The organism is Pseudomonas sp. NFACC43 (assembly GCF_900119645.1).
Classification (GTDB): domain Bacteria; phylum Pseudomonadota; class Gammaproteobacteria; order Pseudomonadales; family Pseudomonadaceae; genus Aquipseudomonas.
This window is the reverse complement of record NZ_FPKK01000021.1, coordinates 18,734-43,546: the sequence shown is the minus strand read 5'-3', so window position 1 is coordinate 43,546 and position 24,813 is coordinate 18,734. Positions and strand designations below refer to the sequence as shown.

The 24,813-nt window shown below is 61.4% G+C and carries 26 protein-coding genes; 16 read left to right on the top strand and 10 right to left on the bottom strand.

Annotated elements, in window-relative coordinates; genetic code table 11:
- Positions 1–87: 87 nt before the first annotated feature.
- A complete protein-coding gene (fadD1, locus tag BT179_RS24855) occupies positions 88–1,779 on the top strand; it encodes a long-chain-fatty-acid--CoA ligase FadD1 (protein ID WP_072432143.1) in 1,692 nt (563 codons plus the stop codon).
- Positions 1,780–1,876: 97 nt separating this feature from the next.
- Here the strand turns inward: fadD1 and BT179_RS24850 are convergent, their stop codons facing one another.
- Positions 1,877–2,254, bottom strand: coding sequence for a hypothetical protein (locus tag BT179_RS24850; protein WP_072398864.1), 378 nt, complete (start codon positions 2,252–2,254; stop codon positions 1,877–1,879).
- A gap of 194 nt (positions 2,255–2,448) precedes the next feature.
- Here BT179_RS24850 and BT179_RS24845 point away from each other — a divergent pair, with 194 nt between their 5' ends.
- The 3 genes from BT179_RS24845 (at position 2,449) to def (ending at position 4,304) form a co-directional block, all read left to right on the top strand.
- A complete protein-coding gene (locus BT179_RS24845; RefSeq protein ID WP_053146213.1) occupies positions 2,449–2,640 on the top strand; it encodes a CsbD family protein in 192 nt (63 codons plus the stop codon).
- A 177-nt stretch (positions 2,641–2,817) separates the two neighbouring features.
- Positions 2,818–3,768: a YihY/virulence factor BrkB family protein gene (locus BT179_RS24840; protein WP_072398863.1), complete on the top strand. Its 951-nt coding sequence runs from the start codon at positions 2,818–2,820 to the stop codon at positions 3,766–3,768.
- Positions 3,765–4,304: a peptide deformylase gene (gene def / locus BT179_RS24835; protein ID WP_072398862.1), complete on the top strand. Its 540-nt coding sequence runs from the start codon at positions 3,765–3,767 to the stop codon at positions 4,302–4,304. The genes BT179_RS24840 and def overlap by 4 nt, the downstream gene beginning before the upstream one ends.
- A gap of 116 nt (positions 4,305–4,420) precedes the next feature.
- Here the strand turns inward: def and BT179_RS24830 are convergent, their stop codons facing one another.
- From BT179_RS24830 to BT179_RS24820, 3 genes are all read right to left on the bottom strand, one after another.
- On the bottom strand, positions 4,421–4,843 hold the full coding sequence (locus BT179_RS24830; RefSeq protein ID WP_072398861.1) for a GNAT family N-acetyltransferase: 423 nt from the start codon (positions 4,841–4,843) through the stop codon (positions 4,421–4,423).
- Between the two features lie 288 nt (positions 4,844–5,131).
- Entirely contained in the window at positions 5,132–5,683 is a 552-nt protein-coding gene (locus tag BT179_RS24825) for a hypothetical protein (protein ID WP_072432144.1), read from the bottom strand.
- Between the two features lie 167 nt (positions 5,684–5,850).
- The gene (locus BT179_RS24820; protein WP_072432145.1) at positions 5,851–6,882 is read right to left on the bottom strand and encodes an HTH-type transcriptional regulator GntR; all 1,032 of its coding nucleotides are present in this window, start codon (positions 6,880–6,882) and stop codon (positions 5,851–5,853) included.
- A 216-nt stretch (positions 6,883–7,098) separates the two neighbouring features.
- Between BT179_RS24820 and BT179_RS24815 the strand changes: the two genes are divergently transcribed.
- Both BT179_RS24815 and BT179_RS24810 read left to right on the top strand, forming a co-directional pair.
- Positions 7,099–7,632, top strand: a complete 534-nt coding sequence (locus tag BT179_RS24815) for a gluconokinase (protein ID WP_072398858.1) — start codon at positions 7,099–7,101, stop codon at positions 7,630–7,632.
- Between the two features lie 92 nt (positions 7,633–7,724).
- The gene (locus BT179_RS24810; RefSeq protein ID WP_053146231.1) at positions 7,725–9,077 is read left to right on the top strand and encodes a GntP family permease; all 1,353 of its coding nucleotides are present in this window, start codon (positions 7,725–7,727) and stop codon (positions 9,075–9,077) included.
- Between the two features lie 73 nt (positions 9,078–9,150).
- Here the strand turns inward: BT179_RS24810 and alaC are convergent, their stop codons facing one another.
- Positions 9,151–10,368 carry an alanine transaminase gene (alaC, locus tag BT179_RS24805; RefSeq protein WP_072398857.1) on the bottom strand — a complete coding sequence of 406 codons (1,218 nt, stop codon included), beginning with the start codon at positions 10,366–10,368 and terminating at the stop codon, positions 9,151–9,153.
- 206 nt (positions 10,369–10,574) lie between these two features.
- Between alaC and BT179_RS24800 the strand changes: the two genes are divergently transcribed.
- Positions 10,575–11,237 (top strand): LysE family translocator, encoded by a 663-nt coding sequence (locus tag BT179_RS24800; RefSeq protein WP_072398856.1) that lies wholly within the window; start codon positions 10,575–10,577, stop codon positions 11,235–11,237.
- Between the two features lie 79 nt (positions 11,238–11,316).
- Positions 11,317–11,805 (top strand): GyrI-like domain-containing protein, encoded by a 489-nt coding sequence (locus BT179_RS24795; RefSeq protein ID WP_072398855.1) that lies wholly within the window; start codon positions 11,317–11,319, stop codon positions 11,803–11,805.
- 9 nt (positions 11,806–11,814) lie between these two features.
- Here the strand turns inward: BT179_RS24795 and BT179_RS24790 are convergent, their stop codons facing one another.
- Complete coding sequence (locus tag BT179_RS24790) at positions 11,815–12,300, bottom strand: GNAT family N-acetyltransferase (protein ID WP_072398854.1); 486 nt, start codon at positions 12,298–12,300, stop codon at positions 11,815–11,817.
- A 140-nt stretch (positions 12,301–12,440) separates the two neighbouring features.
- Between BT179_RS24790 and BT179_RS24785 the strand changes: the two genes are divergently transcribed.
- The 4 genes from BT179_RS24785 to BT179_RS24770 all read left to right on the top strand — a co-directional run bounded on the left by BT179_RS24785 (position 12,441) and on the right by BT179_RS24770 (position 15,029).
- Complete coding sequence (locus BT179_RS24785) at positions 12,441–12,875, top strand: YybH family protein (protein ID WP_072398853.1); 435 nt, start codon at positions 12,441–12,443, stop codon at positions 12,873–12,875.
- Between the two features lie 67 nt (positions 12,876–12,942).
- The gene (locus BT179_RS24780) at positions 12,943–13,287 is read left to right on the top strand and encodes a YciI family protein (protein ID WP_072398852.1); all 345 of its coding nucleotides are present in this window, start codon (positions 12,943–12,945) and stop codon (positions 13,285–13,287) included.
- A gap of 27 nt (positions 13,288–13,314) precedes the next feature.
- On the top strand, positions 13,315–13,791 hold the full coding sequence (locus BT179_RS24775) for an SRPBCC family protein (protein ID WP_072398851.1): 477 nt from the start codon (positions 13,315–13,317) through the stop codon (positions 13,789–13,791).
- Positions 13,791–15,029, top strand: coding sequence for an RNA polymerase sigma factor (locus BT179_RS24770; RefSeq protein WP_072398850.1), 1,239 nt, complete (start codon positions 13,791–13,793; stop codon positions 15,027–15,029). Before BT179_RS24775 ends, BT179_RS24770 begins: the two co-directional genes overlap by 1 nt.
- 271 nt (positions 15,030–15,300) lie before the next feature.
- Here the strand turns inward: BT179_RS24770 and BT179_RS24765 are convergent, their stop codons facing one another.
- The 4 genes from BT179_RS24765 to BT179_RS24750 form a co-directional block, all read right to left on the bottom strand.
- Positions 15,301–16,644, bottom strand: a complete 1,344-nt coding sequence (locus tag BT179_RS24765; RefSeq protein ID WP_072432146.1) for an imelysin family protein — start codon at positions 16,642–16,644, stop codon at positions 15,301–15,303.
- Positions 16,645–16,851: 207 nt separating this feature from the next.
- Complete coding sequence (locus BT179_RS24760; RefSeq protein ID WP_072398848.1) at positions 16,852–18,903, bottom strand: putative bifunctional diguanylate cyclase/phosphodiesterase; 2,052 nt, start codon at positions 18,901–18,903, stop codon at positions 16,852–16,854.
- A gap of 309 nt (positions 18,904–19,212) precedes the next feature.
- On the bottom strand, positions 19,213–19,809 hold the full coding sequence (locus BT179_RS24755; protein WP_072398847.1) for a superoxide dismutase: 597 nt from the start codon (positions 19,807–19,809) through the stop codon (positions 19,213–19,215).
- Between the two features lie 174 nt (positions 19,810–19,983).
- Positions 19,984–20,586: a LysE/ArgO family amino acid transporter gene (locus BT179_RS24750; protein WP_072398846.1), complete on the bottom strand. Its 603-nt coding sequence runs from the start codon at positions 20,584–20,586 to the stop codon at positions 19,984–19,986.
- Between the two features lie 95 nt (positions 20,587–20,681).
- On the opposite strand from BT179_RS24750, the gene BT179_RS24745 reads away from it, so the two are divergent.
- The 4 genes from BT179_RS24745 (at position 20,682) to BT179_RS24730 (ending at position 24,678) form a co-directional block, all read left to right on the top strand.
- On the top strand, positions 20,682–21,581 hold the full coding sequence (locus BT179_RS24745; RefSeq protein WP_072398845.1) for a LysR family transcriptional regulator ArgP: 900 nt from the start codon (positions 20,682–20,684) through the stop codon (positions 21,579–21,581).
- An 85-nt stretch (positions 21,582–21,666) separates the two neighbouring features.
- Complete coding sequence (locus tag BT179_RS24740) at positions 21,667–22,650, top strand: NAD-dependent epimerase/dehydratase family protein (RefSeq protein WP_072432147.1); 984 nt, start codon at positions 21,667–21,669, stop codon at positions 22,648–22,650.
- A gap of 107 nt (positions 22,651–22,757) precedes the next feature.
- On the top strand, positions 22,758–23,633 hold the full coding sequence (locus BT179_RS24735) for an ATPase (protein WP_072398843.1): 876 nt from the start codon (positions 22,758–22,760) through the stop codon (positions 23,631–23,633).
- 202 nt (positions 23,634–23,835) lie between these two features.
- On the top strand, positions 23,836–24,678 hold the full coding sequence (locus BT179_RS24730) for a cache domain-containing protein (RefSeq protein WP_072432148.1): 843 nt from the start codon (positions 23,836–23,838) through the stop codon (positions 24,676–24,678).
- Positions 24,679–24,813 lie beyond the last annotated feature (135 nt).

Below are 24,813 nucleotides of genomic sequence, written 5' to 3'. Positions count from 1 at the left end.
ATTCAAGCCAGATTCACCAACAAACACACACCAATAATAATCGCATCAAATGCGGTGAGAATTCGCGTTGCTGAGGAGTGGGCTTCCATGATTGAAGACTTTTGGAAGGATAAGTACCCAGCTGGGATTGCTGCCGACATCAATCCAGACGAGTATCCGAATATTCAGGCGGTGTTGAAGCAGTCCTGCCAACGCTTCGCCGACAAGCCGGCATTCAGCAACCTCGGCAAGACAATCACCTACGGTGAACTCTACGAATTGTCCGGTGCCTTTGCCGCGTATCTGCAACAGCATACCGATTTGCAGCCTGGCGATCGAATCGCCGTGCAACTGCCTAACGTTCTCCAGTATCCGGTGGCCGTGTTCGGCGCCATTCGCGCCGGCCTCATCGTGGTCAACACCAACCCGCTGTACACCGCGCGGGAGATGGAACACCAGTTCAACGATTCCGGCGCCAAGGCGCTGGTATGCCTGGCGAACATGGCGCACCTGGCCGAGGCCGTGGTGCCCAAGACCGGCGTCAAGCACGTCATTGTCACTGAAGTCGCCGACCTGCTGCCGCCGCTCAAGCGTCTGTTGATCAACAGCGTGATCAAGTACGTCAAGAAGATGGTTCCGGCCTATCACTTGCCCAAGGCCGTCAAGTTCAACGATGTGCTGAGCAAGGGCCACGGCCAGCCAGTCAACGAAGCCAACCCCACCAGCGACGATGTGGCTGTGTTGCAATACACCGGTGGCACCACCGGCGTGGCCAAGGGCGCGATGCTCAGCCACCGCAACCTGGTGGCGAACATGCTGCAGTGCAAGGCGTTGATGGGCTCCAACCTCAATGAAGGTTGCGAAGTGCTGATCACGCCGCTACCGCTGTACCACATCTATGCGTTCACCTTTCATTGCATGGCGATGATGCTGATCGGCAACCACAACATCCTGATCAGCAACCCGCGGGATCTTCCGGCGATGGTCAAGGAACTGTCGAAGTGGAAATTCAGCGGTTTCGTTGGCCTCAATACGCTGTTCGTGGCCCTGTGCAACAACGAAGGCTTCCGCAAGCTGGACTTCTCGGCACTGAAGATCACCCTGTCCGGCGGCATGGCCTTGCAACTGGCGGCGGCCGAGCGTTGGAAGGAAGTGACCGGTTGCCCGATCTGCGAAGGCTACGGCATGACCGAAACCAGTCCGGTGGCCACGGTCAACCCGATCCAGAACATCCAGATCGGGACCATCGGGATCCCGGTGCCGTCGACCCTGTGCAAGATCATCGACGACGCGGGCGTGGAAAAACCGCTGGGCGAGATCGGCGAGCTGTGCGTGAAAGGGCCGCAGGTCATGAAGGGCTATTGGCAGCGCCAGGAGGCGACCGATGAGATCCTCGACAGCGAAGGCTGGCTCAGGACGGGCGATATCGCGCTGATCCAGCCGGACGGCTACATGCGTATCGTGGATCGCAAAAAGGACATGATCCTGATCTCGGGTTTCAACGTGTACCCCAATGAACTGGAAGATGTGCTGGCGACCCTGCCGGGGGTGCTGCAATGCGCCGCCATCGGCATACCGGACGAGAAGTCAGGCGAGGCGATCAAGATTTTCATCGTCGTCCGTCCGGGGGCCACGCTGACCAAGGAACAGGTCATGGAGCACATGCGTGCCAACGTCACTGGCTACAAGGTACCCAAGGCCGTCGAGTTCCGCGACGCGCTGCCAACGACCAACGTGGGCAAGATCCTGCGGCGCGAGTTGCGTGACGAGGAACTCAGGAAACTGGGTGTGAAGAAGTAGAATTGCCGTCAGACAAAAGCCCCGCCGAAGCGGGGCTTTTTCTTGGGCGATTACCTGAAGCGAGACCGTCTTTGTGGGGACGGTCATCGGCGGTGGGTTACAACCGGAACGGTGCGAAATCCAGATTGGTGCCTCCAGGACGCATGTCCTGCAGGTAAGAGTCCTTGTCGGCGCTCAGCTCCAGGCTCAGGGCTGCCTTGCGCTTGCCCTGGTTACGTACTTCCAGGCCTTCCATCTTTTCCCGCAGGAACACGGTCGGTACCTTCAAGTGCAGCAGCTCGTCAGTGGCCGGAGTGTGCAGCAACAGATGGACCCATTCGTACTGACCGACGGCCAGGCGTGTCACCGGGATGTTGAACCAGAAGATGTTGCGGTTGCGGTTCAATTCGCTGAAGTGGCAATTATTGACGCCCAGTACGGCACCGCCCAGTTCCTGGTTCCTGCGGGCGATGGCCTGTTTCTTATCGAGTTTCATAACATTCCTACGGGATTGGAGCTTCAGGCCGCAGCCCGAATACATGGGGCATTCTCGGGGGTTGGTCGGCAAACATAAAGCGCAACCTGCATACGACGATGAAATATGCCGCCGAAAAATGAAACTCCCCGCAAACGGCCCCGGTCAACCCTTATGTAATGACTTTTCGTACCGTTGTTCACAGGAGAGACATCATGGGTAGCACGAGCGATAAGGTGAAGGGCGTTGCCAACGAAGCTGTCGGCAACATCAAGCAAGGCGTCGGCAAGGCCACCGATAACGACCGCATGCGCGCCGAGGGCGTAGTGCAAGAGAAAAAAGGTGAGGCCCAGCAAACCGCAGGCAAGGCCAAGGACGCGCTCAAGAAAGGCGTCGACGAGGCTTAACCGGGCTGTCGTGAAAAAACGATTGGAACGGCCATCTGCGGGTGGCCGTTTTCATGTCGGCTCGAACTTGCACCTGGGAAATTGTTCCAAAGTCGCCAAACAGGTTACTTTGTCTTGGATAACAACCCCATGAGTCGCCAGGCGACCTTCCTTTTTTTGCGGCGAAAGGAGACGCACATGATGTTTCCGGCCTTGAAAGGCTTACCCCTTCATCGTGTGATGATGCGTACCGTGACCGAGTTTCTCGACGACGAGATGTCGACCTACGCCTCGGCATTGGCCTACCAGATGCTGTTTTCGCTGTTCCCCTTCATTCTCTTCCTGATCGCCTTGATCGGCTTCCTGCACCTGCCGGATTTCTTCTCCTGGCTGCGCCTGCAATCGGAGCTGGTGCTGCCGCCCCAGGCCCTGGAGCAGGTCAACCCGGTGATCGATCAGTTGCAGCAATCCAAGGGTGGGTTGTTGTCGGTGGGTATCGTCATTGCCTTGTGGACCGCCTCGGCGGGTGTGCGCTTGATGATGAGTGCGATGAACGCCGCCTACGACGTGGTGGAAGGGCGTCCGGCCTGGAAACGCTTCCCGCTGTCGATTCTGTACACGGTCGGCATCGCCGGCATGCTTTTGGCGGCTGCGGCGTTGATGGTGCTCGGACCGCAGGTGATGGGCTGGATCGCGGCGCAGGTGGGGCTGGAGGAGTTCATTGTCACGGTCTGGACCATCGTGCGCTGGCCGGTGATCGTCTTCCTGCTGATGGTGGCCGTAGCGCTGATCTATTACGTAATGCCCGACGTCAAGCAGGAGTTTCGCTTCATCACGCCGGGTTCGGTGCTGGCGGTGGTGGTGTGGATCATCGCTTCCCTGGGCTTTGCGTTTTACGTCAAGACCTTTGCCAACTACAACGCCATGTATGGCAGTATCGGTGCGATCATCGTGCTGTTGCTGTACTTCTATATTTCTTCGGCGGTGCTGTTGCTCGGCGCAGAGATGAATGCGGTGATCGAGCACATGTCTTCCGAGGGCAAGGACCCTGGGGAAAAGAGCCCTGGCCAGCACGAAAAACAGCATGTGTCGGGCCTTGGGCGCGACCATTCCATCCATCACCCCCACCCTGACGAAGCCCGACCATGATTCGTGAAATCCTGAAAATGGGCGATGAACGCCTGCTGCGCATCGCTCCGCCGGTGCCTGTCGACATGTTCGACAGTCCGCAGTTGTGGCAATTGATCGACGACATGTTCCAGACCATGGAAAGCGTTGGTGGTGTCGGGCTGGCGGCGCCGCAGATCGGTGTGGACCTGCAACTGGTGATCTTCGGTTTCGAGCACAGCGAGCGTTATCCCGATGCCGAGGCAGTGCCCCAGACCATCCTGATCAACCCGCTGATCACGCCGCTGAGCCCGTTGATGGAGGAGGGCTTCGAAGGGTGCCTGTCAGTACCGGGCCTGCGTGGGGCTGTGGAGCGTTACCAGCACATCCGCTATGAAGGCTTCGATCCCAAGGGCGAGCCGATCGTGCGGATGGCCTCCGGTTTCCACGCGCGGGTGGTGCAGCATGAGTGCGATCACCTGATCGGTCGCCTGTACCCCTCGCGAATCACCGATTTCACCAAGTTCGGCTTCACTGAGGTGATGTTCCCGGACCTGGACCCGACGGCCGACGATTGATGCCCCAGCGAACCCTGTGGGAGCGAGCTTGCTCGCGGTTGCAGTGTCGGTTGGCATTGATGCAGCAGACCTGACGCTATCGCGGGCTCGCTCCCACGTTGGATCTGCGTCGGACCTCAGCAAGGGCGCTGCGGCTCCCACCCCATCGCAATCATCGGCTTGCTGCGGGCATACCGGCTCAGGCGCTCGGCCATCGCATAAGGCAGCGCCGGATCGAAGCTGAACCCGCGCCGCTCATAGAAATCGCGCAAGTCTGGATGACAGAACAGCCACACCGGCTCCTCCAAGCCTTTCATGGCTTCGGCGATCAAACGTGCGGCGATGCCTTGCGTGCGGTACGCCGGATCGACGAACAACCCGGTCAACCAACGCCCGCCTGGCACCGAGCGCAAGCACAGGGCCGCGACGATTTCATCCCGCCGCGCTACCCACAGCTGGGCCTCACGCACCGCTTTCATCGACGATTGATGGGTGCGGTAGAACTTGTTCATCAGCGGCCACAGCGGGGCTTCGAGCTGCAGGTAGCGGATTTCAGTCATGGCCGGGCGCCGGGAAAGAAGGGGAGCGCGATTATAAAAGAACGCGAGTGCGGCGATAGGTGTATACCTGGTTCCACATCCCGTATGAGTGGAGTACGTATCATGGCCAAAGGCATGGATTCAAAAAAGGCGGTAAAGAAAAAACCGGCGAAGACCGCCGATGAAAAACGCGCTGACAAAAAGATCAAGAAGGTGAATCTGTTCGGTCATTGAGTGGCCCGTCTCGGCGGGCCCCGGGTGTGAGCGAGGGCGTTCCCCTCGCTCAAGGCAGCAGGCAAGCGCCCGGGATCAGAAGGCGGCGAGGAAGGTATCCACGGCCTGGGCCTTGTCGTCCGGGTGTTTCGCCTGGGCTTTCTCGACTTGCGCCATTGCCGACTTGTCCTGCATGCGCTGGGCAATTTCCTGGCTGACCGCCAGTTGTTTCTCGGGCGGCATCGCCTCGAACTCCTCCTCGGTAATGCCCATTTCCTCAAGAATACTGTCGCGCAGGCGTTCCTCAGGCGTTTTGCTCATGTAGTCCTTGAAGGCCTGCATCGCCGGACTGTCGGACAGGTTGGCCCGGGCATCCTCGGACGCCACGGTTTGCAGTTGTACGCGAGTCTTGGCGAAGGCCTCATCGACGTTGTCGCTGATAGCGGTGCTGGCGTTGACCTGCTGCGTGGCCTGGCGAGTAATGGATTCCTGGACCTGGGCGCTGCCTTGGCTGGCCTGGGCCTGGATGTTGTCTCGCAACGCCTGCAGTGCCGCACTTTGCAGGCCGCTGGCGGCCTGTGTGGCGGGATCCTCCTCCACGCGCCAGAGGGGCAGATTAATCATTTGCTGTTTTGCACTGACCAACATGATTCACACCTGTAGGTAATGACTGAGCGGTTGGCAGGAGCAATTCCCATGCCGGCTCCGGCGGCCCCCGCAATCCGTGCCCTGCAGCTAAGGTGGGCGCAGACCGGGCGGCCAATCCTTGCCGCCCTGCGGCAGGGCCCTACCGCAATGACCGCTCGCGCAGGGGGTCAGGTGCTTTCGCGGATCTTGAGTTCGAAACCCAGGTCCACCACTGGCTGGGCAATCCGGTTTCCGGCCATCAATGTCAGCATCTGTTCGGCGGCGCGCTGCCCGATGGCTTCCCGCGGTGTGCTGATGCTGCTCAGGCGCGGCACCATGTGGGCCGAAGCGGGCAGGTCATTGAAGCCCAGCACCGAGATCTGCTCGGGAATCCTGATGCCACAGCGCAGTGCTTCGAAAAGGGCGCCGTGCGCCAGGTCGTCATTGCCGAAGAAGATCGCATCCACATCAGGATGGCTGGCCAGCAGTTGAAGAAACAATTCGCCGCCCAGGCCCACCGACGACGGTCTTGGTGTCAGCAGTTCCAGGTCCGGGTCGTACAATCCGGTTTTCTGCAGGGCCCGGCGAAAGCCTTCGCCGCGCAGCAAGGTGCGCTGGTCAAGCTGCGCGCCGATGTAGGCCAGGCGCTTGCGGCCTCTGGAAATCAGATGTTCGGCCGCGGTCTCGCCGGCCTTGAGCTGGGAGAAGCCAACGCAGTTCAGGCCCGCGCCGGGGTCCAGTTCCATCATGTAGACACAGGGGATGTTGCTGGCCTCGATCATGCGTCGGGCGCTTTCGGTGCGGTCGAAACCGGTCAGCAGCAAGCCTCGTGGCTGATAGGCCATGTAGTTGCGCAGCAGGTCTTCTTCTTCGTCCCGGGAATAGTGATAGTTGCCGATCACCACTTCGAACCCCTTGGGCCTGAGCACGCGATGAATGGCTTCCAGGGTGTCGATGAACAGCAGGTTGGACAATGATGGCACCAGTACCACCACCGAATGGCTCTGGGCCGACGCCAGTGCACGGGCGGCGGGGTTGACGACATAGTTGAGTTCCACCGCGGCCTGGCGGACCTTGTCCACCAGTTCGGTGGCGACCGTGCTGACACCTCGCAGGGCGCGGGAAGCAGTGATGGGGCTGACCCCGGCCAGGCGCGCGACTTCGTTGAGCGTAGGGCGGCCGGTGGCGCGTGTATTCTTATCGTTTTTAGGGGCGGTCATCGGGGTGGCTTGCCAAACAAAAATCAAGGCACTAAGGTAGCGCTGTCTCGACGTGGCTGCAAATGCGTGAACGGGGTTGGCCTGATCCTCGTGGCGCGGTTGTCGTGAACGAACATGCTGCAACTACAAAAATGACAAGAAGGCGTCGGCAACTTCTGCTTTTGCATTGGTGTCATACCTGGCAAAGGTAGCGCTGTCTGCGCGCTGAGGTGTTACATGAACAATCCCATCACCGCCCTGGTCATCATGGGCGTTGCCGGTTGCGGCAAGACATGCGTCAGCCAGGCCCTGTGCCAGTTGAGCGGCGCCACTGCCATCGAAGGCGACACTTTCCATCCTGCGGCCAACATCCAGAAGATGAGCGCCGGTATTCCCTTGAACGACGACGACCGTGCCGGCTGGCTCGACAGCCTGTGCCAAGAGCTGCGTCGTGTCGATGCCAGGGGCGAACGCCCGGTGTTGACCTGTTCGGCCCTCAAGCATCGCTATCGCGAACGCTTGCGCAGCGCCTTGCCGGGCCTGGGCTTCGTATTCCTCGAACTCACGCCTGAAGTGGCTGCCGACCGGGTTTCCCATCGTCCGGGCCATTTCATGCCGTCGACCCTGATCGATAGCCAGTTCGCCACCCTCGAGTCGCCTGTCGGCGAGCCACTGACCCTGGCCCTGGATGCATCCAGCCACAGCGTCGACGAGCTGGCACGTGAGGCTTATGTCTGGTGGGTGGCCCACGGCCTCAAGCTCGCCAGCTGACCGGCAACAAATTTGCGTCAGAAAGACAGCGCTGTCCCGATGACTTACGAATAACTGCTTCAATAACAACAACAAATCAGGAGACACCCCCCATGTTTGGCATGTCCCACGAGACGTTCCTGCTGCTGGATGCAGTGGTCACGGTGATCGGACTCATCGTCCTCATCACCAAGTTCAAGTTCCATCCCTTCATTGCCCTGACCATCGCCGCCGCGTTCCTCGGCCTGACATCGGGCATGCCGACCGGCACTATCATCAAGGCGTTCCAGGACGGCTTCGGTGGGGTGCTGGGCTTTGTCGGCATCATCCTCGCGCTGGGTACGATGCTCGGAAAAATGATGGCCGAATCGGGTGGGGCCGATCAGATCGCCCAGACCCTGATCCGTGCCTTCGGCAGGGAAAAGGTGCAATGGGCCATGATGTTCGCCGCGTTCCTGGTGGGCATCCCGCTGTTCTTCGAAATCGGCTTCGTGCTGTTGATCCCGCTGGTGTTCATCGTCGCGCGCCGCACCGGCGTATCGATCATCAAGATCGGTATTCCGCTGTTGGCCGGTCTTTCCGCCGTCCATGGCCTGGTACCACCGCATCCGGGGCCGTTGCTGGCGATCGGCATATTCGGCGCTGATATCGGCAAGACCATTCTCTACGGCCTGATCGTAGCGCTGCCGACCGCCATCATCGCCGGGCCGATCTTCGGTACGTTCATTGCCAAGCACATTCCCGGTCATCCGAACCAGGAGCTGGTGGACCAACTGGCCCGGGAGACGAATGCCGCCGAGCTGCCAAGCTTCAGCATCACCCTGATCACCGTGCTGTCGCCGGTATTCCTGATGCTGCTCAAGACCTTTGCAGATGTGGCGCTGCCGGACGGCAACCTCTTCCGGGTCTGGATGGACATGATCGGCCACCCGATCTCGGCCTTGCTGCTGGCCTTGCTGCTCTCGCTGTACACCTTCGGCTACAAGCAGGGCATCGGTTCCAACCAGATGCTGAAGTGGCTGGACGCCAGCCTCGCTCCGACGGCTGCGATCATCCTGATCATCGGTGCCGGCGGTGGCTTCAAGCAGATGCTGGTGACCAGCGGCGTGGGTGACGTGATCGGCCACATGGCCGTGAGCGCGCAGATTTCTCCGATCCTGCTGGCCTGGCTGGTGGCGGCGGTGATCCGTATCGCCACAGGTTCGGCGACCGTGGCAACCATTACCGGTGCCGGTATCGTGGTACCGGTGGTAGGGATGATTCCGGGTGTGAACCGTGAGCTGCTGGTCCTGGCCACCGGTGCCGGCTCGCTGATCCTGTCGCACGTGAACGATGCGGGTTTCTGGCTGGTCAAGCAGTACTTCAACATGACCGTGGCCGAAACCTTCAAGACCTGGACGGCGATGGAAACCATCCTGTCCGTGGTGGGGCTGATCTTTATCCTGCTGTTGTCGCTAGTGATCTAAGCACAGCACAACATAAGCGCAGGACAAAATCTGTGGCGAAGGAGCAAGCTCCCTCGCCACATTTTTTTCTGTATTAGCCGTTGGTCTTCGAGACTAACCCATCCGCCCGGAACATCGCGCGGATTCCACGCACGGCCTGGCGTATCCGGTCCTGGTTCTCGATCAGTGCGAAGCGTACGTGATCGTCTCCATACTCCCCGAAACCCACTCCCGGAGAAACGCAGACCTTGGCCTCGGCCAGCAGCTTCTTGGCGAACTCCAGCGAACCCAGGTGTGCATAGGCATCGGGGATCCTGGCCCAGACGTACATCGATGCCTTGGGGTTCTCCACCATCCAGCCCAACTCATGCAGGCCCTTGACCAGCACATTGCGGCGTTGGCGGTACTGCTCGGCGATGTCGCGCACGCATTGCTGGTCGCCTTCCAGAGCGGCGATGGCCGCCACTTGCAGCGGGGTGAACGTGCCGTAGTCGTGGTAGCTCTTGATCCGCGCCAGGGCGCTGACCAGCTCTGGATTGCCCACCATGAAGCCGATGCGCCAGCCCGCCATGTTGTAGCTCTTGGACAGGGTGAAGAACTCCACCGCGATGTCCTTGGCGCCCGGTACCTGCATGATCGACGGGGCTTTCCAGCCATCGTAGACGATGTCGGCGTAGGCCAGGTCGTGGATCACCAGTACGTCGTACTGCTTGGCCAGGGCGATGACCCGCTCGAAGAAATCCAGCTCCACGCATTGTGCGGTGGGGTTGGAGGGGAAGCCGAGGATCATCATCTTCGGCTTGGGAATCGAGCCGCGGATGGCCCGCTCCAGTTCAGCGAAGAAATCCACGCCCGGCACCAGCGGCACCGAGCGCACCTGGGCGCCGGCGATCACCGCGCCGTAGATATGGATCGGGTAGCTGGGGTTGGGCACCAGCACCGTGTCGCCCTGGTCCAGGGTTGCCAGCATCAGGTGGGCCAGGCCCTCCTTCGAGCCGATGGTGACGATGGCTTCGCTCTCGGGGTCGATGTCCACCTCGTAGCGGTCCTTGTACCAACGCGAAATGGCGCGGCGCAGGCGTGGGATGCCCTTTGAAGTGGAGTAGCCGTGAGTGTCTTCGCGCTGGGCGACGGTGACCAGTTTTTCCACGATGTGCGGGGGCGTGGCGCCGTCGGGGTTACCCATGCTCAAGTCGATGATGTCTTCGCCGCGCCGACGCGCAGCCATCTTCAGCTCGGCAGTGATATTGAATACATACGGGGGGAGTCGATCGATGCGCGCAAAGCGGCGCGGCGAACCTTGTTCGGCCATTGTTGCCTCGGGATACGTGAGCGCCCGGAACCGTCCGAGCGACGTTGGCCACTGCGGTGGCCTGCGGCGCAAGATAAGGGTGGGCTGGGGCGATTGTCCAGTGGCGGCCGACAACTATTTTCGACGACACTGTCGGCCCGGTCGCGGGTCTTTGTAGGCGCCAGCGACCAGCTCGACTCGTTTCACCCTTTCGAACGGAATGAACAATGGAATTTTCCAGCGGTTTCCTGCTGAGCCTGTCCTTATGCCTGGATATCGGCGTGGCCAACATCGCGATGATCACCCTGGCCATGCAACGGGGTTATTTCCAGGGGTTTGCCCTGGGCCTGGGGACCTGTGTGGGGGACCTGATCTACGCCGTACTGGCCCTGGCCGGCATGACCGTGCTGCTGCAATACGAGGCGGTACGCTGGGTCCTCTGGATCGGCGGCTCGGTGTTGTTGCTGTATTTCGCCGCCAAGATGATCCATTCGGCGATCTATCACGACGCAGTGCTGGCGCAGGCAAGCGAGGCGCGGGACAGTTCGTCGCGCCAGGAATTTTTCCGGGGGATTTTCCTGGCCATGTCATCGCCCAGCGCCATTCTCTGGTTCGCGGCCGTGGGCGGCACGCTCATCGCCCGTTCAGGCGGCGGCACGGTACTCAGCTCGGCGCTGTTCCTCAGTGGGTTCCTCTGCGCCGGGCTGCTGTGGAGCGCAGGCTTGTGCCTGGCAGCGACCCAGGGCGGCAGATTGCTGGGGGACAGGCTGCTGCGTTACTCCTATTGGGCATCCGCGGCGATCTTCTGTTATTTCGCGGTGTACGTGATCGTTTCTGGCTACAACGAGTTCGTCGGTGGAGCTGCCGCGCCTGTACTGCCAGTTCACTGACAAGCGAAACGGCCCTGGCAATCACGGTTTGGCTTCTATACTGCCAAGCCCGACTTCATGTTTTGCGGAGTGTTGACGCATGGAAAAGCACGAACGCGAGTACACAGCCGAGCCACGCTTTGAACAGGGACACTTCAAGCTCATTGCCGGTTTCGGTGCGCGTTTTACCCCGGAAACGGCCCAGGATATCCCCTTGCTCTGGGAAAAGTTCTTGCCCTGGCTCGGTAATGTGCCAGGGCAGAAAAGCGACGTGACCTATGGCGTATGTTGCAATCCGGACGGGAAGGGCGGATTCGAATACATCGCCGGGGTGGAGATCGGCCGACTCGACGATTTGCCGGAGCAATACCGCTGGATCGAAATCCAGCCCGCCTACTATGCGGTGTTCGAACACCGGGGGGCGCTGAAGACGCTGCCGCAGACGTTCCAGTACATCTGGAAGCAATGGCTGCCCGAGTCCGGGCATGAGGCGGCGGACGAACCGGAGTTCGAGCGCTACAGTGAAGACTTCAACCCCAGGACAGGGGAAGGCAGCCTGGAGATCTGGATACCGCTCAAAGTCAGGTAACGCGCTGGGTCAGAGTACCAGGCCCATCCGTCGCTCATACCCGACGAGGCCCTTGTAGGCCTCGCCGCTGTCAACCCAGCCCAACCGGGTGTACAGGCCGATGGCCGATTCGTTGCTGGCATCGACCGAGAGTTCCAACCCCCTGATTTCCGGCCAGGCCGCTCGCGCCACGGCGGGCAGCGCCCGCAGGCAGGCCTTGCCGTGCCCCTTGCCCTGGGCCCGATGATCCACTTGCAGGGCGTGTAGCGTAGCGCTGTGCTCATCGGCCCAGGCCGGCAGGGCCGGTGGGCGCTTGAGGAGCAGGAACGCCACCGGTACGTCATCGGCCAACAGGGCGAACCCCTTGACCCCCGGGCAGGGCCTGGACAGCAGCATATGCAGCGCACCGTGGATATCGCCGGCGAACCTGAGTTGGTGGGGCAGAACCTCGATCGCCTCCACTTGCAGGCACTGGCCAGCGGTGAGGTGCTCGTAGGCGACGAGTTGAGCGGTCACGAAAGCGTCCGTTGTCGGCTGGCAGAATGAGGCAGGGATTCTAGCGTTATTTTTCCTTGAATTATTTTTGTCTGGGTTGTCGATTTGCCGTTGCTCCAGACGACAAGGGGTGTCTTCAACAAAAAACGCGGAGAACCAGCATGAATACCCAAGCCACTGAAACCGAAATCCAGGCCCTGATCGATACCTATCGCCAGGCTGTCATGGCCAAGGACGTGGAAAAAGTCATGGCGCTCTATGATGAGGACATCGTTTCGTTCGATGCCATCCAGGCCCTGCAATTCAAGGGCAAGACTGCTTATCGTGCGCATTGGCAGGCCTGCATGGAGATGTGCCCCGGCCCGCACAAGTTCGAGTTTCATCAGGTCAGCATCACTCCGGCGGACAGCATCGCTTTCGCCCACTGGCTGGCCTATTGCGGCGGCACCAATGAAAAAGGCGAAGAGCAGGCCTGCTGGATGCGTGTGACGGCCTGCTACCGGCGCGTGGCCGGACAGTGGAAGATCGTCCATGAACACTGGTCGGCGCCGTTCGACCCGATGGCCGGTACGGCGCTCTTCGATCTGCAGCCCTGATCGTCGGTTTTTTCACCATTACGTTCGCCTGCCGTCATAGTTGATCGGTTCGATCACGGAGCTTTCCATGAAGTACTTATGCCTGGTGTATAGCAACGAACATGTGCTGCACAACTCCCCCGACAGCCCGGAGGACGCCGAGTGCATGGCCTATGCCGAGTCGATCCAGGGCAGCGGGCGGATGATCGCCGCCGAAGCCCTGGAGTCGGTGCAGACCGCCACCACGGTGCGCATGCGCGGCGGCAAGTTGTCGATCACCGATGGTCCGTTCGCCGAAACCAAGGAGCAACTGGCGGGCTTCTACCTGATCGACGCCAAGGACTTGAACGAGGCCATCCAGGTCGCCGGCCATATCCCGGCGGCCCGGGTCGGCTGTGTCGAAGTCCGACCGGTACGCCAACTGAACCCCTGAACAACAATCACAAACAGGATATCGTTCATGAACCTCAAGCCTGCTTCTTTCGAGCTGTCCATCAGCCGCTTGATCGACGCTCCGCGCCAGGACATCTTCCGTGCCTGGACCGAACCGGCCCTGCTGGTCCAATGGTGGGGCCCCCACGGCATGACCACGCCGGAATGCGAGATGGACCTGTGGGTCGGTGGCCAGTTTCGCACGTTGATGCGGGCGCCCGACGGCAGCGAGTACCCCACCATGGGGGTGTTCCTGGAAATCGTCGCGCCGCAGCGGCTGGTGTTCACCGATGCGTTTCTCCCCGGCTGGCTGCCGTCCGGCAAGGCCTTCATGACCGCCGAGGTGATGCTCGATGAAGAGGGCGGCAAGACCCGCTACACCGCCCGCGCCTTGCACTGGAACGAAGAGGACCGTCAGGCCCACGAGGCCATGGGGTTCCACGAGGGCTGGGGGCAGAGCCTGGATCGGCTCGAGGCATTGGTCACCCAGGGCCTGCCCGACTGATGCCGGCCGAAGCGGTCAAGGCGCGGGTCGAGCAGGTCTACAGGCAAGACTCGCGACGGATCCTGGCGACACTGATTCGCCTGCTGGGGGACTTCGACCTGGCGGAAGAGGCACTGCACGAGGCTTTTTTCATTGCGGTCGAGCGCTGGCAACGCGATGGTGTGCCGGACAATCCCCGCGCCTGGCTGGTGTCCGCCGGGCGCTTCAAGGCGATCGACAGCCTGCGCAGGCGGGCGCGCTTTGCGGCATCGCAGCCGATGCTGATCGCTCAGCTGGAGACGTTGGAGCAGGCCGACTGGAGCGACGAAGACGTGGAAGATGACCGTCTGCGGCTGATTTTCACCTGCTGTCACCCGGCATTGGCGGCGGATGCCCAGGTACCGCTGACCTTGCGGGAAGTGTGCGACCTGACCACCGAGGAAATCGCCAGGGCCTTCCTCGCCGCTCCGGCGGCCATCGCCCAGCGCATCGTGCGCGCCAAGGCGAAGATCCGCGATGCGAAAATCCCGTATCAGGTGCCCGCCCGCTCGGAGCTGCCGGAACGGCTGGACAGTGTGCTGCGGGTGATCTACCTGGTGTTCAACGAAGGTTATTCGGCTTCGATGGGGGCCGAGCTGACTCGGGATGACCTGACTCGCGAAGCCATTCGCCTTGCGCGCCTGTTGATGGAGCTGTTGCCGGAAGCCGAGGTCATGGGGCTGTTGGCGTTGATGCTGCTGCACGAGTCCCGGCGGCCGGCGCGCACCTCGGCCACTGGTGAGCTGGTCCTGCTGGATGAGCAGGACCGCTCCTTGTGGGACGCGCAATTGATAGCCGAAGGCTGTGCCTTGGTGGAAGCCGCATTGAATACCCGTCGGTTCGGACCTTATTGCCTGCAAGCGGCGATTGCCGCGGTCCACGCCGAAGCCCCCAACGCAGCGGACACCGACTGGCCGCAGATCGTCGGGCTATACGATGTACTCCTGCGGGCGATGCCATCGCCGGTGATCGAACTCAACCGTGCGGCCGCCCTGGCCAAGCGCGACGGACCGGCGGCCGGCCTGGGCTTGATCGACGCGATCCTGGCGCGTGGCGAGTTGCTCGACTACCACTTGGCCTATTCGGCGCGGGCCGAATTCTGTCGGCAATTGGGACGGATGGATGAGGCGCGGACGGCTTATCGACGTGCCCTTGAATTGACGCAGCAATTGCCGGAACGGCGGTTTATCGAAGGACGGCTTGCGGGGTTGCAGTCATGAACCACAGTGACCCCCCTTGTGGGAGCGAGCCTGCTGGCGATGGCGGAAGACCAGACACATCGACTGAGATGCCCCCATCGCGAGCAAGGGGGGCGATGACTGATCTCGCATTTTTGAAATACCAGAAACCACAGTGGGAGCGAGCTAGCTTGCGATAACGGTAGACCAGCCAGTCTCTATATCGACTGACAGACCCCTATCGCGAGCAAGCCCGCTCCCACAGGTTTTGTGGCTTGGCTGGCTGCGTTGAACCGCAGCCAGCCAGCGTCGATCAGAACTCGTGATCGGCGTTGTCCGGGTTCAGGTCGCTGATGCCCAGCTTGCCGGCGGCCTGTTCGATCGAACCGGTCTGCTTGACCAGCGCGGCGATGGCGTCGCGCACGATCTGGTTGCCCGCGGTGTTGCCTGCGGCGATCAACTGGTCGTAGTGCTCACCCTTGTTGGCGTGATCGACCATGACCTGGATCTTGGCTTCGGTATCGGCCAGCTCGGCCTTCAGGGTGGTGTCGACGGCCGGATCGGCCTTGGCCACCAGGGACGACAGGCTGGCGCCAGTCATCTTGGTGCCATCGACGCGGGTGTACTCGCCCAGGTAGACGTTACGTATGCCCTTGGCATCGTAGAAGTGCGAGTAATGGGTGTTGTCGCTGAAGCAATCCTGCTCGTCTTCTGGCGAATTGGCTTCCAGGGACACTTTCATGCGCTCGCCCGCCAGTTCGCCCAGGGACAGGCTGCCCATGCCGAACAGCATCTTGCGCAGGCCGGTTTCGGCAGGTTCCGCTTCCAGGGTGGCGCGGTAGTTGTCGGCCACGTTCGGCTTCCAGTTGCCGACCATTTCTTCCAGGTCGCTGACCAGCAGTTGGGTCACGGCCTTGAGGTAGGCGCGGCGACGGTCGTTGTGGCCGCCAGTGGCGCCGGTGCCTTCCAGGTAGTCCGAAGCCGGACGGTTGCCCGCACCCGGGCCGGTGCCGTTGAGGTCCTGGCCCCACAGCAGGAATTCGATGGCATGGTAACCGGTGGCGACGTTCGCCTCGGAACCGCCCAGCTCATTGAGGCTGGCGAGTTTTTCCGGGGTGATGTCCTTCACGTCGACCTTGTCTTCGCCCACCTGGACCTCGGTATTGGCGATGATGTTGGCCGTGGCGCCCGGGTTACCCAAGGCGTGCTCGTAGGACTTGTCGACATAGTCGATCAGGCCTTCGTCCAGGGGCCATGCGTTCACCTGGCCTTCCCAGTCGTCGACGATGGTGTTGCCGAAGCGGAACACTTCGCTCTGCAGGTAAGGCACGCGTGCGGCGACCCAGGCTGCCTTGGCGGCTTTCAGGGTCTCGGCGTTCGGCTTGGCCAGGAATGCATCGATGGCGGTCTGCAGGGTTTTCGCGGTGGATTCGGCATCGCTGTAGACGGCATAGACGATGTCGGCGTAATGCGCGACAACGGCCTTGGCGGCGGCTTCGTCGACTTTGCCGCTGGCAGCAGGGGCGGCCGGTGCCGCAGTGCTGGCGGCCGGCGTCGGCGCTTGCGGCGCGGCAGCCTTGTCCTTGCCTTCGCCGCAACCGGCGAGGGAAATAGCGATGGCCAGCAGACTGGCGGAAGCCAGAGGCATACGAATCATGGCAAACATCCTGCTTCGGTAATGAATGGGGACTGGCGCGAGGGCGCGCAAAGGTGCGACATAATGCGAAAGATTTGCATTATGTGTAAAGGGCGTGACTGTAAATATTTCTTGTTCATTCATGAAAGATCACAGCCTTGCCCGGCGTTTTGCAGGGGAATTTCCGTTCCCCCGCAGGCACCGACCCAGCCGTGGTCTTTCAGGTATTCAGAGAGTGAGGGCCTTGCTGCGTTGCGCCTGTTTCAGGTAAGCGCCCAGCTCCCGCGCCGGCAGGGGTTTGCTGTAGTAGTAGCCCTGACCTTCGTGGCAGCCTTCGGAGATGATGTAGGCCTCCTGCTCGACCGTCTCCACACCTTCGGCAATCACCTGCATCCCCAGGCTCTTGCCCAGCTGGATGATGGCCCGCACGATGGTCGCGTCGTCCTCGTCTTCCAGCAGGTCCTGGACGAAGCTCTTGTCGATCTTGATCTTGTCCAGCGGCAGGCTCTTGAGGTAACTCAGGGACGAATAGCCGGTGCCGAAGTCATCGATGGCGATCAGCGCACCGGAACGGCGCAGGCTCAGCAGATGCTGGGCGGCAGTGGTGATGTCTTCCATCAGGCCGGTTTCGGTGACTTCCAGTTCCAGGCTGCGAGGCGGCAAGCGGTACCGCTGCAACAGGTTGTTCACCACCCGCGGCAGTTCGGCGTGGTGCAGTTGCACGGTGGACAGGTTGACCGCCATGCGCAGTTCGATGAACCCCTGGTCGTGCCATTCGCGCAGTTGCTTGCAGGCCTGGTCCAGCACCCATTCGCCGATGGCGATGATGGTGCCGTTCTGCTCGGCCAGGGGAATGAACAGGTCGGGTGGCACGAAGCCGTGTTCCGGATGATGCCAGCGGATCAGGGCTTCGGTACCCACCACCCGCAGGTCGCGATAGCTGATCTGCGGTTGATACACGAGGGTGAACTGGTCGCGGATCAGGGCTTCGCGCAGGTCTTTTTCCAACTCGCGTCGTCGGCGCATTTCGCTGTCGACACTGGCGATGTAGAACTGATAACGATTGCGCGAGCGAGTCTTGGCCAGGGTCATGGTCTGCTCGGCTTTTTGCAGCAGCTTCTCGGTACTGCCACCGTCCTCGGGAAAAAGGGTGATGCCGATGGTGGCCCGCAGGCGGATTTCATGGTCGTCAAGGACGAAGGGCGCTTCCAGGTCATCGAGAATGCTCTGGGCCAGCTCGGCGGCTTCGTAAGGTTGTTCGATATCGGCCTGGACCAGGGCGAATTGGTCGCCCCCCAGCCGTGCCAGGGCGCCCAGGCGTCCGCTGTGGGCTCGCAGCCGATCGGCCAGGGCCAGCAGCAGCTGGTCGCCGGTCTGGTAGCTGAACTGTTCGTTGATGCCCTTGAAGTCGTCCAGGCCTACGCACAGCACTGCCACCCGGCGTTGCAGGCGTCCTGCGTCCACCAGGATCTTGTCCAGTTGCTGCTGGAGTTGCTGGCGGTTGGGCAGGCCGGTGAGAAAATCGTACTGGGCCATTCTCAGCAGGCTGTTTTCCGCCTCGTGGCGCAGGTGCGTGTTGCGCTCGATGGAGGCGAGCAACTGGTTGGCCGTATTGATCCACAGGCCCAGCTCGTTCTGCTCATGGCCTCGCAATTGAGGAATCTGGTGTTCGCTGGGGCGGTCGGGGTTGATTTCGGTCAGGTGTTCGATGATGCGCGACAGGGGCTTGGTCAGCATCCAGTGATAGACCAGGTACAGCACCAGGCCCATCGCCAGGGCGCGCAGCATGCCGGAAATGAAGATGATCACCGAGCTGACGATGAAACTGTGGCCATAGCTGGCGGTATCGAGGGTAATGCTCAGGTCGCCGTAGTATTCGCTGTAGGGGCCGCGGCCCACCAGTTGGGTGGTGAAGGTCCGCTCCTTGTCCAGGATGAGATCGGTCAGCCAGCGGCTCTCCGATTCCTGCAAGGGGCGGCTTTTTTCGGCGAGCATGGTTTCGCGGGGGTGGCCGATGGAGGCCATGCGCACGGCCCTGTCCTGGAACAGTCCCTCGATCACTTGCATGCCCATCTCCCGATCGAGGCTGTAGACGGCCTGGGTCGAGGGATCGCGGAACATGTCGAGAATGCGCTGGGCGTCGCTGGAGACGGCCTGGTTGGTTTTGTAGGCATCGAACACGATCTGGGCGCAGCTCAAGACCACGCCAACGATCAATGCCGAGATGAGCACGACCCGGAGCAACTTCACAGACAAGCTGTTCTTTAATTCCAGCTTCAAAGAGGGATTCCTTGTACCGTGCGGGTAGCGTCAAGTTGCCATGAGTATTGGCAATCCTGTGATGTCAGTCAAAGGGACAATCAAACACAAGGAATTTCGCCTGGAACATGGCCGATATACGGTTCTTTCAGAGTGATTGCTCTACGCCCATTGTGTCGGTTGGAGGGGGGCGCAACTTGAGCCCTCGGGGGATTTTTTATTGGAATTCGGACGTGAGGTCGTTCCTGGCCCGCTGACTTGCGAAGGCATTCACGCAAGGTAAAAAAAACCCGGCGAGGCGCCGGGTTCTCTTGGATCTGGCATCGGCAATCAGGCAGTGAAGGTCTTGCCTTCGAACTGCTCGGCCACGAATTTCCAGTTGACCAGGTTCCAGAACGCTTCGACGTATTTCGGACGAAGGTTGCGGTAGTCGATGTAGTAGGCGTGCTCCCAGACGTCGCAGGTCAACAGCGGGGTGTCGCCGCTGGTCAGCGGGTTGCCGGCGCCGATGGTGCTGGCCAGGGCCAGGGAGCCGTCGGCTTTCTTCACCAGCCAGCCCCAGCCGGAGCCGAAGGTGCCGATGGACGTCTTGCTGAACTCTTCCTTGAACTTGTCGAACGAACCGAAGGCCTTGTTGATGGCTTCGGCCAGGGCGCCGGTAGGCTGACCGCCGGCGTCAGGGGCCAGGCAGTTCCAGTAAAAGGTGTGGTTCCAGACCTGAGCGGCGTTGTTGAAGATACCGCCCGAGGAAGTCTTGACGATTTCTTCCAGGGTCTTGCCTTCGAACTCGGTGCCTGGCACCAGGTTGTTCAGGTTCACGACATAGGTGTTGTGGTGCTTGTCGTGGTGGTATTCCAGAGTCTCTTTGGAGATGTGCGGCTGCAGTGCATCGTGTGCGTAGGGCAGCGGCGGCAATTCGAAAGCCATGGTGATTCTCCTAATCAGGTCAGTTGCGGTGAGCGCAAGGCCGATCACGGGCGGCCAGACAAGCGCCGGGGAGTTTGTACTCTTTGCGGCGCAAGGTCGGATCATAGCACCGGGGGTGCGGCATAACCACGCAACAACTGTGTGGGATAGAGGTTTCAGAGCGGTTTGCAATAATCAGCCGGCGACGATCAATTGCACCGCCACGGTAAACATCATCACCGCCACCAGCACGTCCAATACCCGCCATGTCGTGGGCCGGGCCAGCCACGGGGCGAGCCAGGCGGCCCCCAGGGCCAGGGTGAAGAACCACAGCAGAGAGGCACTTGCCGCGCCCACGACGTAGGCGCCGGGAACACTCTGCTGGGCGCCGAGGGAGCCGATCAGCAACACGGTGTCCAGATACACGTGTGGGTTGAGCAGCGTCACCGCCAATGCGCTGAGCAGTACCGCCCGCAGTGAGCGCACGGCTTGTTTTTCACCTTCCTGCAGGCTCTGTTTCGAACAGGCCCGGCGCAAGGCCTGGCTGCCGTACCAGAGCAGGAACGCCGCGCCGCCCCAGCGAGCGATCGACAGCAGCAGCGGGCTCTGGGCCAGCAGCGTCGCCAGCCCGAACACACCGGCCATCACCAGCAGCGCATCGCAAGTGACGCACAGGGCGGCCACAGGCAGATGGTGCTCACGGCGCAAGCTTTGGGCCAGTACAAAGGCATTCTGAGCGCCAATGGCCATGATCAGGCCTAAGGCCACCAACAAGCCGTTCACATAGCTTTGCCACATCATTGTTTCTCCATCGAAGGTTCAATGCTGGCTATTCTCCGGTGGGAAGGGGTATAAGAAAAACCAATCCTGCTGATTGCTCATTAGAGAAACTGATGTTCGATTACAAATTGCTTTCCGCATTGGCGGCGGTCGTCGAGCAAGCCGGCTTCGAGCGTGCCGCCCAGGTGCTGGGCCTCTCGCAATCGGCCATTTCCCAGCGCATCAAGTTGCTGGAGGCGCGGGTCGGCCAGCCGGTGCTGGTGCGCGCCACGCCGCCGGCGCCTACCGAGATCGGCCGGCGGTTGCTCAACCATGTGCAGCAGGTGCGTCTGCTGGAGCGAGACCTGCAGAGCCTGGTTCCGGCGCTGGATGAGGAGGGCGTACCCGAGCGCCTGCGCATCGCCTTGAACGCTGACAGCCTGGCGACCTGGTGGGCGGCGGCGGTGGGCAGCTTCTGTGCCGAGCATCAGTTGCTGATGGATCTGGTGGTGGAGGATCAGACCGTCGGCCTCAAGCGCATGCGCGCCGGTGAGGTGGCGGCCTGTGTCTGCGCCAGTGAACGCCCGGTGGCCGGTGCCCGCAGCGTCTTGCTCGGGGCCATGCGCTACCGCGCGCTGGCCAGCCCGGCTTTCATCGCCCGGCATTTTCCCGATGGCGTACGCGCCGACCAACTGGCCCGTACACCGGCGCTCGTATTCGGCCCGGATGATTTCCTCCAGCACCGCTACCTGGCCTCACTGGGTGTGGAAGGGGGATTCGAGCACCATCTCTGTCCGTCGTCCGAAGGTTTTATCCGCCTCGCCGAGGTCGGCCTTGGCTGGGGGCTGGTGCCAGAGCTGCAAGTGCGTGAGCAACTGGCCCGGGGCGAACTGGTGGAGTTGCTTGCAGATAAACCCATCGATGTGCCGTTGTACTGGCATCATTGGCGCAATGGCGGACAATTGCTCGGCTTGCTGACCGATCGATTGGTCCGCGCCTGCGGCCAGTCGCTGGTGCCTTGGGAGCCGCGATAAGCGTCAAGCCGCAAGCGGCGTAGAGTAGAGATTAACCGGCACCGGGGGGGCACGCAGCCCGCCGCTGCACTTGTTGGGAGTATGCATGAAGATTCTGGTCACCGGCGCAAGCGGCTTCATTGGCGGGCGCTTCGCGCGTTTCGCCCTGGAGCAGGGCCTGGATGTGCGGGTCAACGGACGCCGGGCCGAGAGCGTGGAGCACCTGGTGCGTCGCGGTGCGCAGTTCGTCCCGGGGGACCTGAGCGATCCGCTGCTGGCCCGCGACCTGTGCCAGGATGTCGAGGCTGTGGTGCATTGCGCCGGCGCGGTGGGGCTCTGGGGACGCTATCAGGATTTCCACCAGGGCAACGTCCAGCTCACGGAAAACATCGTCGAGGCCTGCCTCAAGCAGAAGGTCCGGCGCCTGGTCCACCTGTCGTCCCCGTCGATCTATTTTGACGGCCGCGACCACCTAGGGCTGACCGAGGACCAGGTGCCCAAGCGCTTCGCTCATCCGTACGCGACCACCAAGTACCTGGCCGAGCAGAAGGTCTTCGGTGCCCAGGAGTTCGGGCTTGAGGTACTGGCCCTGCGGCCGCGCTTCGTGACCGGGGCGGGGGACATGAGCATTTTCCCGCGGCTGTTGAAGATGCAACGCAAGGGTCGACTGGCGATCATCGGCAACGGTTTGAACAAGGTGGATTTCACCAGCGTGCAGAACCTCAACGAAGCCCTGCTCAGCAGTTTGCTGGCCACCGGCTCCGCCCTGGGCAAGGCCTATAACATCAGCAACGGGGTGCCGGTTCCGTTGTGGGATGTGGTCAACTATGTGATGCGCCGGATGGACGTCCCACAGGTTCGGCGTTACCGTTCCTACGGCTTGGCCTACAGCGTCGCGGCCTTGAACGAAGGCGTCTGCAAATTATGGCCGGGTCGCCCCGAGCCGACGCTCTCGCGGCTGGGCATGCAGGTCATGAACAGGCATTTCACCCTCGACATCGGTCGGGCCCGGCATTATCTCAATTACGATCCGCAGGTCAGCCTGTGGACGGCCCTCGATGAGTTCTGTGCCTGGTGGACAGGCCGCTGATCGGCCCGTCATGAACCGAGTGCCGGGTTCGGGGTCAATCGGTGCGGCGGGCGAGGGGGTTATACTCGCCGCATCAAGCCATCACCGGTTTCCCAAAGGTTGAACCCATGCCCATGCGTAACGATGCCAACGACGACTTCGATGATGTTCCGAGCCTGCGGGTGCGGGCCGACATTCCCGATGACGATGACTTTTTGCCCAACCGCCCGCCCCACGTACAGGCACGCACGGCCCCGGTCGCGGCGGCCCGGGTCAAGGGGCCCAGCACCGGACCGCTGTGGGCGCTGATCGGCGCGCTATCGTGTGCATTCGCGTTCCTGGCCTGGTGGAGCTTCCAGCAGATCTCCCTCATGGAACAGCAACTGGTGGCTACCCAGGAAAGTTTCGCCCGCATCAGCGAGGACGCGGCGGGGCGCCTGCAGGACATCTCCGGCAAGGTGGTCGCCGGGCAGTCCAATGTCATGAGCGACAGTGAAGCCTTGAAAGCGCAGATCAAGCAATTGGACAACAAGTTGCAGGAGCAGGGGCGGCAATTCGACAGCAAGCTGCTGGAGCAGTACAGGCAACAGCAAGCCACGTTCGGTCCGTCCGCTGACCTGGACAAGGAACTGGCCCAGCTCATTGCCCAGGCCTCCGAACAGCAGAACACCAATACCCAGCTTCAGGCTTCCAACAAGGAGCTCCAGGCCCAGGTCAAGGCGCTGGTGGCTGAAGTCACCACCCTGAAGAGCCAGGGCGAGGGCGGAGCCCTGGATGCCCAGCTCAAGAGCATCGGTGCCGACATCACTGCGCTGAAAAGAGCCACCTCCAACTCTGCCATCGACCGTCTCGAGCAGGATGTCATCGTGCTCAAGAGCCAACAGGACAAGGGTGGCAACACTGCCGAGTTCGATGCCTTCCGCGGCCAGGTCACCCGCAACATCAACACCTTGCAAGCACAGATCCAGCATCTGCAGCAGCAGCTCAACGCCCGGGCCCAATAAGCGTTTTGCGCGATAGTGGCGCGTCAGTGCACATCATTTCTGAATGTGCCGCCGCTATCGCGAGCAAGCTCGCGATGACGTCCTGTCAGTCGATAGCACTAGCCACTGACTCACCAGGCACCCCAGCAATCCCCTGAATACTCCCACATCATCCGGCGCCGTCTACGCTCTTGAAACACCAACAAGAACGAGGGGCGCGCGCATGGTTCTTTTTCACAAGATGGCCTGGCTGGGGGCGATGTTGATGCTGGGGCTTGCCCAGGCCCAGGCGGCCACCGGGGACGATGGCCAGGCGGCCCGGGCGCTGCTGGAAAAGGCCTTGGCCTATTACCACGACAACGGCGACAAGGCCTTTGCCGCCTTCAGCCGCCAGGGGGAGTTCGTCGACAAGGATCGTTACGTGTTCGTGGTGGATACCCAAGGTGTGATGCTGGCCAGCGGCGGGCCTTCCTCGGCGTTGATCGGGCGAGACGTTTCCGAAGTGTTGGGGCCGGATTTGCGCAAGGCCTTCAAGGACGCCTTGAAAACCCCGGAGGCCAGTGGCATCCAGCAGGCCGAATACCGCTGGCAGAACTGGGCGGACGGCAAGGTAGAGCGCAAGCATGTGTATTTCCAGCGTGTCGGCGAGCGCATCCTGGCCGTTGGCTATTATCTGCCCCGGGCTTCCGCCGAACAGGCCAGGGCGCTGCTGGACAAGGCCTCGAACGACTTGCTGAAAAACGAGAAGGCCACCCTGGCGGCGATCAACTCCCTCAAGGGCGGTTATCTGCAGGATGACCTGTATGTCTTCGTCGTGGACCTCGATACCCGGCGCTATGTCGGACACGGCACCAACCTGCGCTTGATCAATACTGACTTCGCCAAGGTCAAGGACCCGGATGGCAAGCCGGTGGGGGAGCCGATCCTGTCCATGCTTGGCCAGCAGGATGCGGGGGAGTATGAGTATCGCTGGAAGAATCCGGTAACGGGCAAGGTCGAGGACAAGCACGCGTACCTGAAGAAGGTCGGACATTTCCTGGTGGCGGTGGGGTATTACAGCCCTTGAGGACGGTTTGTGGATCCATGGCGAGGGGATTTATCCCCGTTACCCCAGAATCCATCATGCGCCGCGATCATCCGTTAGCACGCAGAGGGGCGGTGCAACCCAACGGGGATAAATCCCCTCGCCACGGTAAACCGT

What these genes read in the sequence shown, in the direction of transcription:
- fadD1 (WP_072432143.1), top strand. Translation starts at nt 88, where the DNA reads ATGATTGAAGACTTTTGGAAGGATAAGTACCCAGCTGGGATTGCTGCC.
- BT179_RS24850 (WP_072398864.1), bottom strand. Translation starts at nt 2,254, where the DNA reads ATGAAACTCGATAAGAAACAGGCCATCGCCCGCAGGAACCAGGAACTG.
- BT179_RS24845 (WP_053146213.1), top strand. Translation starts at nt 2,449, where the DNA reads ATGGGTAGCACGAGCGATAAGGTGAAGGGCGTTGCCAACGAAGCTGTC.
- BT179_RS24840 (WP_072398863.1), top strand. Translation starts at nt 2,818, where the DNA reads ATGATGTTTCCGGCCTTGAAAGGCTTACCCCTTCATCGTGTGATGATG.
- def (WP_072398862.1), top strand. Translation starts at nt 3,765, where the DNA reads ATGATTCGTGAAATCCTGAAAATGGGCGATGAACGCCTGCTGCGCATC.
- BT179_RS24830 (WP_072398861.1), bottom strand. Translation starts at nt 4,843, where the DNA reads ATGACTGAAATCCGCTACCTGCAGCTCGAAGCCCCGCTGTGGCCGCTG.
- BT179_RS24825 (WP_072432144.1), bottom strand. Translation starts at nt 5,683, where the DNA reads ATGTTGGTCAGTGCAAAACAGCAAATGATTAATCTGCCCCTCTGGCGC.
- BT179_RS24820 (WP_072432145.1), bottom strand. Translation starts at nt 6,882, where the DNA reads ATGACCGCCCCTAAAAACGATAAGAATACACGCGCCACCGGCCGCCCT.
- BT179_RS24815 (WP_072398858.1), top strand. Translation starts at nt 7,099, where the DNA reads ATGAACAATCCCATCACCGCCCTGGTCATCATGGGCGTTGCCGGTTGC.
- BT179_RS24810 (WP_053146231.1), top strand. Translation starts at nt 7,725, where the DNA reads ATGTTTGGCATGTCCCACGAGACGTTCCTGCTGCTGGATGCAGTGGTC.
- alaC (WP_072398857.1), bottom strand. Translation starts at nt 10,368, where the DNA reads ATGGCCGAACAAGGTTCGCCGCGCCGCTTTGCGCGCATCGATCGACTC.
- BT179_RS24800 (WP_072398856.1), top strand. Translation starts at nt 10,575, where the DNA reads ATGGAATTTTCCAGCGGTTTCCTGCTGAGCCTGTCCTTATGCCTGGAT.
- BT179_RS24795 (WP_072398855.1), top strand. Translation starts at nt 11,317, where the DNA reads ATGGAAAAGCACGAACGCGAGTACACAGCCGAGCCACGCTTTGAACAG.
- BT179_RS24785 (WP_072398853.1), top strand. Translation starts at nt 12,441, where the DNA reads ATGAATACCCAAGCCACTGAAACCGAAATCCAGGCCCTGATCGATACC.
- BT179_RS24780 (WP_072398852.1), top strand. Translation starts at nt 12,943, where the DNA reads ATGAAGTACTTATGCCTGGTGTATAGCAACGAACATGTGCTGCACAAC.
- BT179_RS24775 (WP_072398851.1), top strand. Translation starts at nt 13,315, where the DNA reads ATGAACCTCAAGCCTGCTTCTTTCGAGCTGTCCATCAGCCGCTTGATC.
- BT179_RS24770 (WP_072398850.1), top strand. Translation starts at nt 13,791, where the DNA reads ATGCCGGCCGAAGCGGTCAAGGCGCGGGTCGAGCAGGTCTACAGGCAA.
- BT179_RS24765 (WP_072432146.1), bottom strand. Translation starts at nt 16,644, where the DNA reads ATGATTCGTATGCCTCTGGCTTCCGCCAGTCTGCTGGCCATCGCTATT.
- BT179_RS24755 (WP_072398847.1), bottom strand. Translation starts at nt 19,809, where the DNA reads ATGGCTTTCGAATTGCCGCCGCTGCCCTACGCACACGATGCACTGCAG.
- BT179_RS24750 (WP_072398846.1), bottom strand. Translation starts at nt 20,586, where the DNA reads ATGTGGCAAAGCTATGTGAACGGCTTGTTGGTGGCCTTAGGCCTGATC.
- BT179_RS24745 (WP_072398845.1), top strand. Translation starts at nt 20,682, where the DNA reads ATGTTCGATTACAAATTGCTTTCCGCATTGGCGGCGGTCGTCGAGCAA.
- BT179_RS24740 (WP_072432147.1), top strand. Translation starts at nt 21,667, where the DNA reads ATGAAGATTCTGGTCACCGGCGCAAGCGGCTTCATTGGCGGGCGCTTC.
- BT179_RS24735 (WP_072398843.1), top strand. Translation starts at nt 22,758, where the DNA reads ATGCCCATGCGTAACGATGCCAACGACGACTTCGATGATGTTCCGAGC.
- BT179_RS24730 (WP_072432148.1), top strand. Translation starts at nt 23,836, where the DNA reads ATGGTTCTTTTTCACAAGATGGCCTGGCTGGGGGCGATGTTGATGCTG.